This window comes from Amycolatopsis kentuckyensis (genome assembly GCF_041679295.1).
GTDB lineage: Bacteria > Actinomycetota > Actinomycetes > Mycobacteriales > Pseudonocardiaceae > Amycolatopsis > Amycolatopsis kentuckyensis_A.
The window spans coordinates 625,369-641,137 of the sequence record NZ_JBGDMD010000002.1 but is presented as its reverse complement, the minus strand read 5'-3'; the positions used below and the strand labels follow the sequence as shown (position 1 = coordinate 641,137).

Here is a 15,769-nt window from a genome sequence, read left to right as displayed (position 1 = left end):
AGGTGGGCTTCCCACGCTAGCGACGGTCCGGCAAGCCGATCAACTTCAGGCCGTTGACCAGCGGTTTCCCCAGTCGGACCACCTGCGCGCGAGGGGGCGTCGCGATGCGCTAAGCTTTCCGAGTCGCCCAGCGATGGGCCCTCGTAGCTCAGGGGATAGAGCACTGCCCTCCGGAGGCAGGTGTCGCAGGTTCGAATCCTGCCGAGGGCACTTCACAAACGGTCCCGCGAGATGCTGCGGCCAAAATCGCCACTGTCTGGCCAGGCTGTCATCGATGAGTCGCGTTCGCGCGCCGCACTCTCCCCCAGCACCACGCCGTGTCATATCTGCCGCGAGCAGCTACTACACCAGGTAGTAGAAGACCGCCCGTGGTTGATACGGTGAAATCGTGACGGCGACCCGGCTCGGGAAGGTGCAGCAGGTTCTCCTCCTGTGCGCGCTCGCTCTGGGCGTCGTCGCCATGCACCACGTCGGCATGGCGAACGCCGCCGGCGGCACGGCGATGCACGCCATGTCGGCCCCTGCCCCGCAGGCAGCCACCGCTCCGCCGGAAACCGGCTCCGGCGAACACGATCCGGGCATGCCGGGCGGCCTGCACGACATCCTCCACCTCTGCCTCGCCGTCTTGTGCGCGGCGGGTGCCTTTCTGCTGACCGTCTTTCTCCTGCTGGGTACCTCGTGGTTCACCACGACGTTCTCCCGGGCGACGAACTCCCGCGGCTCACCGAGCCGAGGACGTCCGCCGGACGGAAACGGCCGCGCCATCCTGACTTCTCTGTGCGTTCTGCGGACCTGATCAAGCGGTTTCACCCGACCGTCGAATCAGGCACATCCACAGAGAAAGATCTGTCATGCGCAAAAACTTCATCATCTCGGGCCTCGTGCTGGCCTCCGCCGTCCTGCTCGGCGCCTGTAGCGGCAATGACTCCATGCCCGGGATGAACTCCGGCCCGTCGGCGCAAGCGGACGCCGGCCACAACGCCGACGACGTCACGTTCGCCCAGCAGATGATCCCGCACCACAGCCAGGCGCTCGACATGGCGAAGCTCGTCCCCTCGCGCAGCACCAACCCGAAGGTGCTCGACCTCGCGAGCCGGATCGAAAAGGCCCAGGACCCCGAGATCCAGCAGATGCGCGGCTGGCTGACCACCTGGGGCGCCGGCATGCCCAGCATGCCGGGGATGTCCCACGAGCCGATGCCGGGCATGAGCGGGTCGATGCCCGGCATGATGTCCGACACCGACCTGAAGCAGCTCGAGGCCGCCAAGGGCGCGGAGTTCGACAAGATGTGGCTGGACATGATGATCAAGCACCACCAGGGCGCGATCGACATGGCCAAGACCGAACTCGCCAAGGGCGGCGACGCCGCCGTCAAGGCGCTGGCGCAGAAGATCATCGATGCCCAGCAGGCCGAGATCACCGAGATGCAGGGCTTGCTCACGCAGAGCTGAGCCCGGGTGGCCGGGGCGGCCGGGTGCCGCCCCGGCCACGCCGCGGAACGTATCCTGGCCCGCGGAGGTGCCATGCTGGGCTTGGGCGAGCTTGAGGCGTCGGTGATGGACGTGCTCTGGGATGCGACGGAACCGATGCGGGTCCGTCAGGTGCTCGACGTGCTCAACCGGCACCGCGACCTCGCCTACACCACGGTCATGACGGTCTTGGACAACCTGCACCGCAAGGGCTGGGTCGTCCGCGAGCTGGAGAACCGCGCCTACCGCTACAGCGCCGTCACCACCCGCGCGGAAGCCACCGCACGGAGCCTGCGCGAAGTCCTCGATTCCGTCGACGACCGCGAGTCGGTTCTGCTGCACTTCGTCAGCACGGTCACCGAGGAAGAGTCGGACGTCCTCCGGAAGGCGCTGCGCCGGAAGCCGAAGAAACGATGATCCTCGCCGCGGCCCTGCTGCTCGGCAGCGTCGCGATCGGCTGGGGAGCACCGTGGCTGCTCGGCCGGTCGCCCGCGACGAAGGCCGATCCCCGCGCGGTGCTCGCGTGGTGGCTGCTGACCGCCGGCGGCGTGGTCTCCGCGGCGGTCGCCGGGGTGCTGTTGCTCGTCCTGCCCGGGCACGGGCCCGCGGACGCGATCATCCGGGCGCTCCACGACTGCTGGACGACCGTCAACCACGACGACCTGCCCGCACTCGACCCCGTCACCGGCACCCTCGCGGGCCTCGTGCTGACTGCCGCGACGAGCCGGCTGGCACTGACCTGGCTCGGGCGCCGTCGACGGCGGAACGTCCTGCACGAACGCCACCTGACAGCACTGCGGCTCACCGGCACCCGCGACGCCCGGCCGATCCCCACGCTGTGGCTCCCGGAGGACCAGCCGATCGCCTACAGCCTCGGCGGCCGGCAGGCCCTGGTCGTCGCCAGCGACGGCCTCGCGGCCCGGCTGACGAGCCGCGAGCTCGGGGCGGTCCTCGCGCACGAGCGAGCGCACGTCCACGGCCACCACCACCTGCTCACCGGCTGGTCGGAGGTGCTGGGCCGGACACTGCCCTTCGTGCCGCTGATGCGGCGGCTGCCCGCTGCCGTGCGCCTGCTCGTCGAACTCGCTGCCGATCAGGTGGCGGCCACCCACCACGGGCGCGAGCCGCTCCGCTCGGCGATCCTGGCGATCCGCGCGGGGGACGGGCCACCGCGTGCCCTCGCCATGGCGGGTGGCGACACCGCCATCCGCCTGAGCCGGCTCGACAGCGAATCGCCACGGCGACGGCTGACGTCCGCGGTCGCCGGCGGCATCGCGGCCTTCCTCGCCCCGGCGGCGGTCGCGCTGATCCTCGTCGTGGGCGGGAGTCTCCTCACCTGCGTCCACTAAGGATGGTCGCCGACCTTGATGTCAAGAAGGACAACGAATCGGCGACCTACTACCGTGGATAGCGGACAGTACTATGCGCGATAGCAGAACGTGACGGGTTTCTCGCCCCGGAAGGTAGACGCGGCCGAAGTCTTTTCGTAGCCTGGCCGAGATCTCGCGGCAGCTGCCGTCGACCGGACGGCGACGCGGGATCACGCCGGCCCGGCTTTGTCGGGAGCCGGAGACCGGAACCCACACCGCGAGCCTCATCCTGTTGCGGAAGAACGCGGCCTGGTTCCGGCCGGCGGACAACGAGCAAAGGAGACCCGCGCGACCGTGCAGTCGCAGCCCATCAGGCGGGTGGTCTCGGGCATCCTCGCGGCGACCTCGGTGATCCTCGTGATCACCGCCGCCCAGCCCACGGCCACCGCCGCCCCAGTCCCCTTCCTGCAAGCTCCGCCCTCCGGGTCGGACGCGCTGGCCAAGTACCGCGACCTCGCGGCACAGGCCGAAAAGCTCAACGAAGACCTGCTCAAGGCGCAGGACGACCTGACGGCCAAGCAAGGCGAGCTCGACAAGGCCACCAACGACGTCAACGCGGCGAAGGAGCAAGGCACCAAGGCCACCGAAGACCAGAAGAAGTTCCAGGCCGAAGTCAGCCGGTTCGCCGGGGCCTCGTTCACCAGCGGCGTCCAGCTGAACAAGCTGTCGGCACTGCTTTCCGGCACGTCCACTCAGGACTTCCTCGACCGGTCCTCGGCGCTCGAGGTGCTGGCCACGGACAAGAACGCCGCGATGAGCAACTTCACCGCGGCCGTCCAGCAGGCCACCGACGCCACCAACAAGGCCGCGGACGCCGCCAAACGGGCCCAGGACGCCCGCGACGCCGCGGCCAAGCTGACCGAAGACATCAAGGCCAAGCAGAAGACGCTCAACGACCAGATCGAGCAGGTCAAGGCCGCCGACAAGACGTTGAGCGCCGCCGACAAGGCCGCACAGCGGGATACCGGCGGGAAGGCACCGAACGTCAAGGCCCCGACGGCGGCGACCCAGACCGCGGTCAACGCGGCGTTGAGCAAGCTCGGCAGCCCCTACGTCTGGGGCGCGACCGGGCCGGGCTCGTTCGACTGCTCGGGCCTGATGCTCTGGGCGTACGCGAAGGCCGGCATCACGCTGCCCCGCAACTCCGCGTCGCAGGCCCAGTTCGGCACCCCGGTGCCGCGCGACCAGCTGCAGCCCGGTGACCTCGTGGCCTACTACTCGCCGGTGTCCCACATCGGCATGTACATCGGCGACGGCAAGATGGTCCACGCCCCGACCAGCGGCGACGTCGTGAAGATCTCGCCGCTGCAGAGCCAGTACGCCGGAGCGACCCGCCCCACGGCCTGAGTTCGCGGAACGACGCCGGGGCGGTATCGCGCGCGTGCGATGCCGCCCCGGTTCCGTCGGCAGCGCGGAAACCATGACCTGTCACGCGGTCGGGTCGCCTGCGGTCCTCCACGCCGCTGAAAACTTCCGGTCAGCGGCGGGACCATCTGCATCGTGCCTGCCGAGACACCCGAGATACCCGAGGTGTCCGCGGAACGCGTGGACATGTCTCTGCCTCCCTCACCTGGGCCGGTCTCCGATGTCAGGGTCGCCGGATTGCGTATTCGCAGCTCCGGGAATCGCTACCCGCCAGTTACTTGTTTTCGGCGGTGCGCATCTGAGGGCTGCTAGCATTCCGCCGCATCTGCGGATGTTGAGGGGAAATCTTGGACGCCGAGGACCGCATAGATGATCTTTTGACGCGTGTCGCCGAGGTCTGTCGGCTGTACTGGGCGAAACAAGATCATCCGGGCGCGGACGCTCGTGAAGAAGAAACCGAGCGCGATGGGTGCCGGATCAATTACGTCCGCGTTTCCTACGGGGACAACTACTTCACCGAGCACGCCATCGTCGGCACACACGACGGCCCCGTCGACGCAGACACGGTGGCACGATTCGCCCGGTTCTTCGACGAGCACGACGAAGTACGCTCGCCCCGGGAACTCGTCTTCCGAGGGGAACAACCCGGCCACGCGATCATCGAAGCCGCGCGCGACCACCGCATCAGGGTACGTTCCTTCACCGGGTACCAGGACACTCTGTGGAACTACTCGTCCTACCTCCGGGAACAGGCCGAACGCCTCCTCAAGGACGCCGCGTACCCCCTGGACCGGCACGTCGACAAAAGGTGGGCGCTGCTCGGCAAGGAACCCGGCGAAGCCAATGCGGCCGCGCAGGTTCTCGATTGGCTCGACACCGAAGAGCCCCGGTTCGTGCTGGTCCTGGGGGACTTCGGCACCGGGAAGACGTTCCTCATCCGATTCCTGACCCGGGAACTGGCCACCCAGCCGGACCGGATCCCGGTCCTGGTGACGATGCGCGACCTCGAGAAGGGCCGCCGGCTTGACGAGCTGATCGCCCAGCACATGGCGCGGCACAACCCCCGCGAGTCGTTCCACGCGCCCTCCTTCCGCTACCTCTTGCGCGAGGGCCGGATCGTGCTGTTGTTCGACGGGTTCGACGAACTAGCCCAGCGACCCACCTACGACCGGGTGAAACAGCACTTCGAGACTCTGCGGCAGGCGGCCGAAGGCGTCGCGAAGGTGGTCGTCACCAGCCGCTCGCAGCATTTCGCCACCGACCGGGACGTCCTCAACGAACTCGGCCGCGACGCGCGGCAGCTGCCCGGCGCCCGCATCCTCCGGCTGTTCCCTCTGGACAACGGCCAACGCCGCGACCTGGTAACGAAGACACTCGACGCAGACGCCGGAACGTTCCTGCGCGATCTGGAGACGGTCCCCAATCTGCCGGAGCTCACGTCGAACCCGCGGATGCTGACGTTCCTCATGAGCCGCCGCGATGGCCTCGCGCGCCTGATTTCGACCGGTTCCGAGACGGAACCGATGACCGCCGGCCGGTTGTACGAGACTCTCCTGACCGACTGGCTGGAGCACGAAGAGCACCGCCAGTCCGCACCGGGGGGCGCCGAGCCGTTGAGTGCGATCCGGCGCCGCGACGCGCTGCGCAAGCTCGCGGTGTTCCTCTGGCGCACCGGCCGGGCAAGCGTGCCACTGACCGAACTCGGCGAGTTCGCCGAAGGCATCACCGATCTCGCGGCGTGGCAGACCCAACCCGGCGAAGCAACGCACGTGATCGGCTCTGGCACAGTCCTGGTCCGCGACGACGACGAATTCGAGTTCATCCACCAGTCGGTGCTCGAATGGTTCGTCGCCGACGAGCTACGGGAGAAGCTGGAGAGCGACCCCGAGGGCGCACATCAGCTGCTCGCCGAGAACCCGCTGACGGTGCCAACGGCGGACTTTCTTCGCGACCTCGCCGGCGTCGAACCATTGGCCCGCTGGGCGCTGCGGGTCGCCCTCGACGGGACCGAACCGGGCTCGTGGGCGAAGGCCAACGCCTCTTTGATCCTCCAGCGCACAAAAACCCACCTCGGCGGCATCGCCAACTACGAGGGCCAGGACCTCCGCGGCCAGGACCTCACCGGACAGGACCTGACCGGCGCGCAGCTAAGCGGAGCATTGCTCGACGGCGCAGTACTCCCAGCCGCCCTGTCCGGCGCAGACCTGAGCGGGGCGCAGCTGCCGGCGGCTCGACTCGACGGAGTCGATCTTTTCGGAGCCGATCTACGCGGCGCGAACCTGCGCGGCGCGCGCTTGCTCGGCGCGGACCTTCGCCGAGCCAAGCTGGACGGCGCGGTGTTCGACCGCGCGGTTCTTCTCGGCGCCAAGGTGGACCCTGCCCAGCTGGCGGCGGCGAGCACTCTCGGGGCCGCACTCCCCGGCACCGTGCCCACCCCGGAGTTCGAGGACCGATTCCTGGCGACCGGGTTTGCCACTCTGGCGAATGGCACCTTGATCGCGCTTGGCGGGGCCGACGGCACACTACGGATCCTCGACGTCAGTTCCAGACGGACCATCCGAACTCTGGCGGGCCACCCGGCCCGCATCGCCGCGCTCGTCGGGCCCCGCGACGGCACGTGGTTTGCAACAGCCACGCGAGGAGGCCGCATCACCGTCTGGGACCTCCAGACGGGAAGCGTCCAGACGACGATCGCAGGCGGACGCGGGTCCGTGAGCCTGGTCGCCGACCCCAAGGGGCAATGGCTTGCCGGTTTCGCCGCGAACGCGGACATCCAGCTCTGGGATCCGACAACCGGGAGGGTAATCCGCACGCTTCCCGGCACTTCCGCACCGGCAACCACTCTGACAACGTCCAGTGACGGCAGCTGGATCGCCGCCACCCGCTCCGACGGAACCGCAGAAATTTGGGACCCCGCCACCGGGCATCCGATTCGTTCATTTCGCTTCAGCAAAGGAAAACCAGGCCATCCACCGGTTTTCCTTGCTACTGCCTGCAAAGAGTGGCTTGCCATCACGACGCCGGACGGAAAGCTGACCAACTGGGACGTACGATCGGGAGAACCACATTGGGAATACGACATTCCCAACGAAAAGATCAGAGCGGTGACGTCAGCCCCGGACGCCGCTTGGTTCGCGGTCCGAACCGACGAGTACGTGACAATCTTGGATGTCAATGGCACCGTAATTACCCGGTCGAGCTGGCAGGGTGACGAAAGCTCGAGGGACATGGTGGCGTCCCCCGGCGGAGAATGGCTGGCGACAACCAGTGCGTGGGGAATCGCCCTGCACTTCTTCGACCTGGCGGACGAGAGCACGCAACGAGTACACCTCGGTGCCCGAATCCCGGTCAGCACCATGCGCGCTCACCCCCACAGGTCACTGTTGACCGTAGGTGAACGATACTCAAGACTACGCAATTGGGATCTGGTTCGTCAGGTCATGGTCCGCGAGGTAAGTAAAACAAGGGGTGGATGGGCATCGATCACCACGGATCACCGTGGGGATCACATGGCCGCTGTCGACCTGAGCGGTCCCAAGACCAGCGACATCCACATCTGGGACATCACCGCCGGCGGCAATCGCATCCCGACTCCTCGGTTCAAGGACGCCACCAGTGCTGCACTCTCGCCCAATGGACGAATGCTGGCCGTTGTCGAGGAGGGGCGTTCGATTTGTCTGTGGAAGCTCGACGACACCCTCGGCAAAGACGTGAAGCCCTTGTACACATCCAGCGACCGCCTCGTGACGTACAACTTCGGCCCGACTTCCGAGTGGCTGTTACTCATCAACGAAGCAGGCGAAATAGTTCGTGTCGACACCGAAACGGGAGATGTGCTGTGTACGTGGTCCGTCTCTCCGGACAGAGTCCTGCACTGGGCGGCGCCCGCTGATCGGCGGTGGGCTGCCTCCGCCGGCCAGACACAGACCGTCACCCTGTGGGATCCGCTGACCGGAGCCGATCTCATCACCTTTGCGTCAAACACCGGCTGGGCCACAGCTCTCGCCACCCCGCCCGACGGCAGCTGGCTGGCGGTCGCCGGGCGGAACCGCGTCATCGAGGTCTTCGACCCCCTCTCCGGGCAAGTTCTGCGTTCGCTCGAACTCCGCACCGGGTACGCGACCAAGCTGGCGGCTTCCCCGGACGGAAGGCTGCTGGCCGCGGCCGGCCGCCGCAGAGCCATCGAGGTGTGGAACATCCCCACCGGCCAGCTCCAGTCAGTCCTCACCGCCGACTCCGGTGGCTGGGCCGCCACCATGGCCGACGGGAGCTTCCGGCTGGAAGGCACTCCTTCGGACATCTGGTGGACCGCCGGGCTCTGCCGGTTCGAGGCCGACGAGATCGACGAGATCGCTGCCTACGTCCCCCAGCTCCGGAGGCTGTCGTGAGCGCCGCGCATTCGGAGGACGTCCGTTGGGAACACCTGGACGCGCCCGCCAAGCTCGCCATGCGGTGGGCGCTGGCCGTCGCGCAGGTGCGTCTCGGGGGCACCGCTCAGCTCCCCCGCGTCGGAACCCGGGAGCTTGTCGCCGGCATCCTGCTCGCCGATCTGCGCGGCAACCCCGCCCGGATCCTGCTGGACCACTTCCGCATCGCGCCGGGAGCCGTCCTCGCCCAGGTCGGCATGTCACGCCTTACGCCCGAAAAGCTGGCGAGCGCGCTGGAGAACGTCACGGACGCCGGGCTACCCCCGCTGGACGACACCGTCGCGGCCGGCCTGAACCACCTGCAACGCGGCGCGAGCGAACTGATCTCGCTCCGGGATCTCTTCGGCATCACCCTCCACGGTGACTCCGACGTGGCAGTCCAGCTCACCGCGCAGGGAGTCGACGTCGGCGCGCTCGCGCGCGCCTACCCGCGGTACCTGGCCGGCCGCACCTCTTTCGCCGACTTCTTGCAGGCCAACTTCCGGAGCCAAGAACCGCGGATCCAGCTGCCGGCCTACCTGCCCGACCAGAACGCCAACCGGGCACCACTCGCCGAGCACCAGACGGACCTCGTCGGCGTGCAGAGCGAGATCGACGCCTTCGCCTACCTCATCGCGTCCAAGCAGCTGGTGCCGCCGCTCGCGGTCGGGTTGTTCGGCGCGTGGGGTTCCGGGAAGAGCTACTTCCTGCGCGGCCTGCAGCACCGCATCGAGCGCGTGGCCCGCGAAACCCGTGCCCAGCAACGCCTCGGCTCGACCACGGAGTTCCACCAGCACGTCGTCCAGATCGAATTCAACGCCTGGCAGTACGTGGGCGGCAACCTCTGGGCGAGCCTGCTCGAGCACCTGTTCCGCAACCTTCGCCGGACCAGCGACGAACCGGACGACCTCCTCGCCGAACGGCAACGGTACTGGAGCGAGCGCGTCGAGACCGCCGCAGCGGAGCGGCACGCCGCCGACAACCGCCGCCGGGAACTCGAGCGCGACCGCGAAGCCGCGGCCGAGACGGTTACGCAGGAGAAGTCGGAGCGGGACGCAGCCCTGCAACGGCTCGAGGAGGAACAAAGGCGGAATCCGCTCACCGGCACTCGTCTGTCGCGTGAACTGCTCAAACCGATCAAGGCAGCGCTGGCAAAAGCCGGGCTCACCGCGATCGACGACGAAGGATCGGCTCTCGCCGAAGAACTCGACCGGGCCAAGCAAAGCCTCAGCGAAGGCAGGACGATCCTCGCCCCGCTCCGGGCAAAAGGCTGGCGCTACAACCTCGCTCTCCTCGGGATGGTGCTGTTCACACCGCTTCTGGTCTTCCTGCTGCAGAAGTTCGACGTCTCTCCGCTGATCAGCGCGATCGGCGGCCTCATGGCCACCGCGACGATGTACCTGAAGTTCGGGGTCAACCTCGTGGCGAAAGCGACGAAAGCCGTGGCCGCGGCGAAAGAAAGGTTGGACGCCGAGGCAGACCGGCGCCGGAGCGAGCTAGATCGGAAGGTGGCGACCGCCGCCGACGATCTGGAGGCCATCGAGATACGGCTCGCCACCGCGGTCGCCCAAGAGGCCGAACTGGCCGAGAAGGTCGCGGAGCTCAACGCGGAACTCGCCGCCGCCACCCCGCGCCGGGTACTGAGCGAGTTCCTCGCCGACCGGCTGGCCACCGAGGACTACCGCCGCCACCTCGGCATCCCGGCGCTGGTGCGGCGTGATCTGGAACGGCTCTCCCAGCTCGTGGCGAGGCAGCACCACGATCCGGGGTCGGAAGCCGTCCAAGAGACGCATGCGATCGACCGGATCGTGCTGTACGTCGACGACCTGGACCGCTGCCCCACCGAGCTCGTGATCCAGGTGCTCGAAGCGGTCCACCTGCTCCTGGCGTTCCCGCTGTTCGTGGTGGTGGTCGCCGTCGACGAACATTGGCTGGCCAGTTCGCTGCGCTCCCACTACGAACAGCTGACCGGCAAGGACGCCGGTCCTGAGGACTACCTCGAGAAGATCTTCCAGGTTCCCTTCCGAGTGCTGCCGCTCGGCGGATCTTCGCGTCGGCGGATGTTGCGCACTTTGATGGAGCCGAACCTCTTCCGTCGCGAGGCCACCACCGCGGACGCTCCCGCCACGCGCGCACGCGTCGAGGTGCCGGAAGTCGACGAGGATGAGTTCCGGCACCTGGTCGAGTCGTTCGCGCATTCGAGCCGTGTGGACCCCGTTTGGCCCGGCGCCGTCGGACTTTCGGTCAGTCCGGTCGAAATCACTCAAGTCGAGGACACCGTCGCGCTCATCGGCGCCACTCCGCGGGCCGTGAAGCGATTCGTCAACACCTATCTACTCGCAAAGTCCATGGGGCTGGCGAGGGGGTGGGAGGTCCCGGCGGACGGGCAGCTGGCGGTGTTGCTCGCGCTGGCAACTTCGCATCCGTGTCTCCTGGACGCCTTGATTCCCGAACCGCCCGAGTCGGGCGACGGAACTTGGCCGTTGAAATCCGCGCTGCCGGAACGTTCGGCTGCCACGCCGAGGAGGCTGCTGGATGCCATCGACGCCGTCGAAGCCTGGCTCACGGAGGATCCCCAGCGCGCTGGCCTCGACCTCGCGGGGGCTGGTACCTGGAAGTCGCTGGTTTCCCGGTTCCGGCTCAGCGCTGACTGATTCTAGCCTTCGGCAGCTGCGCGGTAGGTGCCCGGTGCGACGCCGAACTCGCGCTTGAACGCGTGGGAAAACGCGAAAGGTGAGCCGTACCCCACCTTCGTCGCTATCGATGGCAGTGGCAGCTCTGTCTCCCGCAGCAACCGCGCCGCGGTTGTCAAGCGCCACCAGGTCAGGTAGCCCATCGGTGGGTACCCCGTCAGTGTTGTGAAACGGCGGGTCAGCGTCGCCCGGGACAGCCCTACCCGGTTTGCCAGATCCTCGATTCGCCACGGTGCCTCGGGATTCGCGTGCAGGGCCTCGAGCACCGCCGCGATCGGGGGGTCGGTCAGGGCCTCGGGCCAGCCCGGTGCCGGGTCCTGCTCCAGCCACGCTCGCAACAGGTAGACCAGCAACAAGTCCAGCAGGCCCGTCAGCACCGTCGCCGAGCCCGGGCGGTTCGTGGCCACTTCGCCGCCCAGCAGGTCCATCGCCGCCCGGAGTTCCGGGTGGCTGCCGATCCGGGACGGGATGTGGACCACCTCCGGCAACGCCGCCAGCACCGGGTGACGGCGCCCCCGGGACAGGCGGTACTTGCCGCACAGGAACTCCGTGCGTCCGCCGGGCTCGGCGGTCGCGGTTTCGAACGGCACCGCACCTGACCCGTCCGGGCGGGAAGACAGGATGTGCTCGCTTCCGTGCGGCACCAGGACCGCGTCGCCCGCGCTCAACGCGACCGGCGAGCCGTCCGGGGTGATCAGCCAGCCGCTTCCGCGCAGCAGCACGTGGAAGCCCGCGCCCTCATAGGGTGCGAAGCGGTAGCACCACTCGTCACCCGCGCGCAGGCGGTTCGACGTCGGCCGGCCGATGCGCACCGCCGCGATCGCGTCGCTCAACAGGTCCACCCTACGACCATACCGTGAGCCGATCGCGCATCAGTTTGAGCAAATGAAGCATTGAAAAGCTCAGAAGGCCACGACATCGTGGATACATGCACATCGGTGACGTCGAAGTCGTGAAAGTGGTCGAATGGCAGGGCGAGATCGCTCCCGCCCGGACCATCGTGCCCAGCCCGGCCGCGCTCTGGCAGGACAACGCCGGCTGGCTCGCGCCCGACCACTTGAACGCGGAGACCGGCGGCTACCGCGGCGCGGTGCAGACCTGGGTGCTGCGCAGCGAAGGCCGGGTCGTCCTCGTCGACACCGGCGTCGGCAACGACCGGCACCGCCCGCAGATCCCGCTCTTCGACCACCTCGCGACGCCCTTCCTCGACCGGCTCGCCGACGCCGGCGTCCGGCCCGAAGACGTCGACGTCGTCGTCAACACCCACATCCACTACGACCACGTCGGCTGGAACACCCTGCTGCGCAACGGCGATTGGGTCCCCACCTTCCCCAACGCCACCTACCTGATCCCCCACGCGGACCAGACGTACTTCGACCCGCGCAACGCCCACCGGCGTCATGCTCCGCGCACCGGACACGACCAGCTCCGCCGCGAAGGCAGCCTGCTCGTCTACGCCGACAGCATCGCCCCCGTGCTCGGCAAAGCCGTGCTGTGGGAGGGAAGTCACCGCATCGACCGCAACCTCACCCTCGAACCCGCGCCCGGCCACACCCCCGGCTCGTCGGTGCTGCGGGTGGCCTCGGGGAACGACCGCGCCGTGTTCGTCGGCGACCTGCTGCACAGCCCGGTCCAGATCCTCGAACCGGAGCACAGCAGCTGCTTCTGCGAAGACCCGGTGCAGGCCGCCGCCACCCGGATGGGCGTCCTCGAACGCGCCGCGGACCGCGGCGAACTCGTCGTCCCCGCGCACTTCGCCGGGCCCGGCGCCGTCGAAGTCCGGCGCGACGGCACGAAGTTCGCCGTCCGCCGTCAGCTCGGGTGACTCACCAGTCCCGCAGCAGCGCCTCGAAAGCGGCGTCCACGGCAGGACCCAACGACTCGGGGTCGTCGCCCGCGACAGTGCGGCCCGCCCGGAAGCACGCCAGCCCCACGTGCGCCGCCAACGAGGCTTCCGCCGGCGGCATTCCCTGTCCCCGCAAGCGGTCCGCCATCGTTTCGGTCAGGTTCAGCAGCTTCCGCTCGCTGCGGTCGTGCAGCTCTTCGTTCTCCGCCACCAGCTTTTCGTGCAGCCGGTAGCGTTCCCGGTCCGCCGTCACCGCCGCGCACATCGCGCCGACCGCCAGCCGGCCCAGTTCCAGTGCCTCGCGGACCGTCGGTGCCTTCGCCGGCGGGGTCGCGTCGGCGCGCAGGGCGTCCAAAAGGCTCTGTTCCTCGACGAACAGCACTTCGCGCTTGTCGCCGAAGTAGCGGAAGAACGTCGTGCGGCCCACTTCCGCGCGCTCGGCGATTTCCGTCACCGTCACGTCCGCGAAGCCGCGCTCGGCGAACAGCGCGTACGCCGCGTCGACGATCGCCTCCTGGGCACGGCGTCTCTTGCGCTCACGCAACGGCAGCGGGTCGGTCATCAGCGCATCCTAGCGACGTCGGACCAGATCCCGTACGGTACTGAGTACCAGTTGGCATCGAGTTCGGGGAGACGCCGTGAAAACCGTGCTGATGACCGGGGCGAGCCGTGGGCTGGGGCGCGCCGCCGCCGAGAAGATCCTGCGCGAGCAGCCGGACGTCCACCTCGTGGTGACCGCGCGCGGCGGTGACCTCGCCGACGACCTGGCCCGCAGCACCGGCAACCCGAACGTGACGGCCCTGACCTGCGATCTCACGTCGAGCGCGGCGATCCGGGCGGCCGCCGGGCAGCTGGCCGATCGACCGGTGCACGGCTTCATCGGCAACGCCGGCCTGCAGCTGACCAGCCGCGCCCACGCGACCGAAGACGGCCTCGAACCGACCTTCGCGGTGAACGTCCTGGCCAACCACCTCTTCATCCGCCTGCTCTGGGACCGGTTCACCGCGCCCGCCCGGATCGTGCTCGTCGGCAGCGACACCCACTTCGGCGACTTCCGGCACAACCTGGGCATGGTGCCCGCCCCGCGCTGGGAACCCGTCGCCGAACTCGCCCGTCCGCGGCCGGACCGCCGGACCTTCACCGACGGCCGCCGGGCCTACTCGACCAGCAAGCTCGCCGTCGTCTACCTCGTGCACGCCCTCGCCCGGCGGCTGCCCGACGGCGTCGACGTCTACACCTTCAACCCCGGCTTAGTGCCCGGGACCGGCCTCGTCCGCGAAGCGAGCCCGGCGGTCCGGTTCCTCTCGCGCACGCTGATGCGTTCGCTCGCCGCGACGCCGCTCGCCATGACCGCCGCCGCGGCGGGCGGGTTGCTGGCCGGCGCCGCTTTCGGGCCGCGGCCCGGCGAATCCGGCGCGTACATCGACCGGCGCGTGGTCACACCGTCCGCGCCGGATTCCTACGACGTCGACCGCGAAGAAGAGCTCTGGGCCGCGCTCGATCCTGTTGAAACGCTGTGAATCGGACAGAACTGGCACTCCCCGCCCCGCCCGCGCGTTCTCAGGGGGACGGAGGAGGAACCATGGGTGCACTCGGGACGCTGCTCGGCTTCGCGCTGACCGTCTACCTGCTCGTGCTGATCGCGCGGATGGTGCTCGACTGGGTCGGGATGGTCGCCGACAGCCCGCCGTGGGCGCGGCGCGCGCGGAGTCTCGCCTACTCGGCGACCGAGCCGGTCATCGGGCCCGTCCGGCGGGTCGTGCGGCCTGTCCGGATCGGCGGGATTTCCCTGGATCTCGCCTTCACGCTCGTCTTCATCGGCGTCGTCGTGCTGCGGGGGATCGTCTTCGCGCTTTAAAGACTGCCGCGGAAGCCCGCCGCCAGGCGATCGATGCCGCGCTCCAGCTCGGTGCGGACGCCGCGCAGGTCGATACCGTCCGGGTCGATCAGCGCCTGCATCGAAATGCCGCGCAGCTGGGCCAGCATGGCCGAGGCGTACGCGTCGGCGTCGCGGACGCCGGTGATCGAACCGTCCGCGACGCCGCTGGCGAGCGTCTGGGCGATGGCGAACCGGAACCGGCGGTCGGCCTCGGTCAGCGCGCCGCGCAGCGCCGAGTACTCCGCCGCCGCGTCGCCCCAGAGCACCAGGAAGGCCTGGTTGAGCGTCGGCATCGTGCGGATCAGCTCGAAGATGATGTCCAGCAGCGCGCGCAGCATGTCCATCGGCGTCGCGGTGGCCGAGCCGGTCCGCGCCGCGACGGCCTCGCTGTAGGCGTTGGTGAACTCCTCGACGGCGTACTCGACCAGCCGCCGCCCGAGCCCGTCCTTGTCGCCGAAGTGCTGGAAGATGACGGACCGCGCGTAGCCGGACCGGGCGCAGACGGCTCCGAGCTTCAGCCTGCCGAAACCCTCGTCGGCGACGAGGTGCGCGGCGGCGTTCAGGATGCGTGCCTCGACGGCGGCATCCTCGCCGTCCTGCGGAATCCGGCCTTCGTCGGAGCGGTCCACGCGCGTCATGCTAGCCACTCGAACCGGACACCACCGGCCGAACGGTCAGCGGATCGTGCGCGGACCGTCAGCGCGCCCGCGCAGTCTCGGGTCACCACGACCGAGAGGAAAC

13 protein-coding genes and 1 tRNA gene are annotated in these 15,769 nt (G+C 68.7%); 11 read left to right on the top strand and 3 right to left on the bottom strand.

Annotation, left to right across the window (positions count from 1 at the left end; translation table 11 throughout):
* The first annotated feature begins 137 nt into the window (after positions 1-137).
* The 8 genes from ACERZO_RS09135 (at position 138) to ACERZO_RS09100 (ending at position 11,264) form a co-directional block, all read left to right on the top strand.
* Positions 138-210: transfer RNA gene (locus tag ACERZO_RS09135), tRNA-Arg, on the top strand.
* 178 nt (positions 211-388) lie between these two features.
* Entirely contained in the window at positions 389-796 is a 408-nt protein-coding gene (locus ACERZO_RS09130) for a DUF6153 family protein (RefSeq protein ID WP_372664094.1), read from the top strand.
* A gap of 55 nt (positions 797-851) precedes the next feature.
* Positions 852-1,451 (top strand): DUF305 domain-containing protein, encoded by a 600-nt coding sequence (locus ACERZO_RS09125; RefSeq protein ID WP_372664093.1) that lies wholly within the window; start codon positions 852-854, stop codon positions 1,449-1,451.
* Between the two features lie 72 nt (positions 1,452-1,523).
* Positions 1,524-1,886 carry a BlaI/MecI/CopY family transcriptional regulator gene (locus tag ACERZO_RS09120; RefSeq protein ID WP_372664092.1) on the top strand — a complete coding sequence of 121 codons (363 nt, stop codon included), beginning with the start codon at positions 1,524-1,526 and terminating at the stop codon, positions 1,884-1,886.
* Positions 1,883-2,818, top strand: coding sequence for a M56 family metallopeptidase (locus ACERZO_RS09115; protein ID WP_372664091.1), 936 nt, complete (start codon positions 1,883-1,885; stop codon positions 2,816-2,818). Before ACERZO_RS09120 ends, ACERZO_RS09115 begins: the two co-directional genes overlap by 4 nt.
* Positions 2,819-3,133: 315 nt before the next feature.
* Entirely contained in the window at positions 3,134-4,186 is a 1,053-nt protein-coding gene (locus tag ACERZO_RS09110) for a C40 family peptidase (protein WP_372664090.1), read from the top strand.
* A gap of 365 nt (positions 4,187-4,551) precedes the next feature.
* On the top strand, positions 4,552-8,592 hold the full coding sequence (locus tag ACERZO_RS09105; protein ID WP_372664089.1) for an NACHT and WD40 repeat domain-containing protein: 4,041 nt from the start codon (positions 4,552-4,554) through the stop codon (positions 8,590-8,592).
* A gap of 59 nt (positions 8,593-8,651) precedes the next feature.
* Positions 8,652-11,264 (top strand): P-loop NTPase fold protein, encoded by a 2,613-nt coding sequence (locus ACERZO_RS09100; protein ID WP_372664597.1) that lies wholly within the window; start codon positions 8,652-8,654, stop codon positions 11,262-11,264.
* Between the two features lie 2 nt (positions 11,265-11,266).
* On the opposite strand, the gene ACERZO_RS09095 is transcribed toward ACERZO_RS09100, so the two are convergent.
* Positions 11,267-12,145, bottom strand: a complete 879-nt coding sequence (locus tag ACERZO_RS09095; RefSeq protein ID WP_372664088.1) for an AraC family transcriptional regulator — start codon at positions 12,143-12,145, stop codon at positions 11,267-11,269.
* Between the two features lie 86 nt (positions 12,146-12,231).
* Here ACERZO_RS09095 and ACERZO_RS09090 point away from each other — a divergent pair, with 86 nt between their 5' ends.
* The gene (locus ACERZO_RS09090; protein WP_372664087.1) at positions 12,232-13,128 is read left to right on the top strand and encodes an MBL fold metallo-hydrolase; all 897 of its coding nucleotides are present in this window, start codon (positions 12,232-12,234) and stop codon (positions 13,126-13,128) included.
* Position 13,129: 1 nt separating this feature from the next.
* On the opposite strand, the gene ACERZO_RS09085 is transcribed toward ACERZO_RS09090, so the two are convergent.
* Positions 13,130-13,711, bottom strand: a complete 582-nt coding sequence (locus ACERZO_RS09085) for a TetR/AcrR family transcriptional regulator (protein ID WP_372664086.1) — start codon at positions 13,709-13,711, stop codon at positions 13,130-13,132.
* Between the two features lie 76 nt (positions 13,712-13,787).
* Between ACERZO_RS09085 and ACERZO_RS09080 the strand changes: the two genes are divergently transcribed.
* Together ACERZO_RS09080 and ACERZO_RS09075 are read left to right on the top strand one after the other, a co-directional pair.
* Positions 13,788-14,669 carry an SDR family NAD(P)-dependent oxidoreductase gene (locus ACERZO_RS09080; protein WP_372664085.1) on the top strand — a complete coding sequence of 294 codons (882 nt, stop codon included), beginning with the start codon at positions 13,788-13,790 and terminating at the stop codon, positions 14,667-14,669.
* Positions 14,670-14,731: 62 nt separating this feature from the next.
* Entirely contained in the window at positions 14,732-15,007 is a 276-nt protein-coding gene (locus ACERZO_RS09075) for a YggT family protein (protein ID WP_372664084.1), read from the top strand.
* Here ACERZO_RS09075 and ACERZO_RS09070 read toward each other — a convergent pair.
* Positions 15,004-15,666 (bottom strand): TetR/AcrR family transcriptional regulator, encoded by a 663-nt coding sequence (locus tag ACERZO_RS09070; RefSeq protein WP_372664083.1) that lies wholly within the window; start codon positions 15,664-15,666, stop codon positions 15,004-15,006. The genes ACERZO_RS09075 and ACERZO_RS09070 overlap by 4 nt on opposite strands.
* Positions 15,667-15,769: the final 103 nt, after the last annotated feature.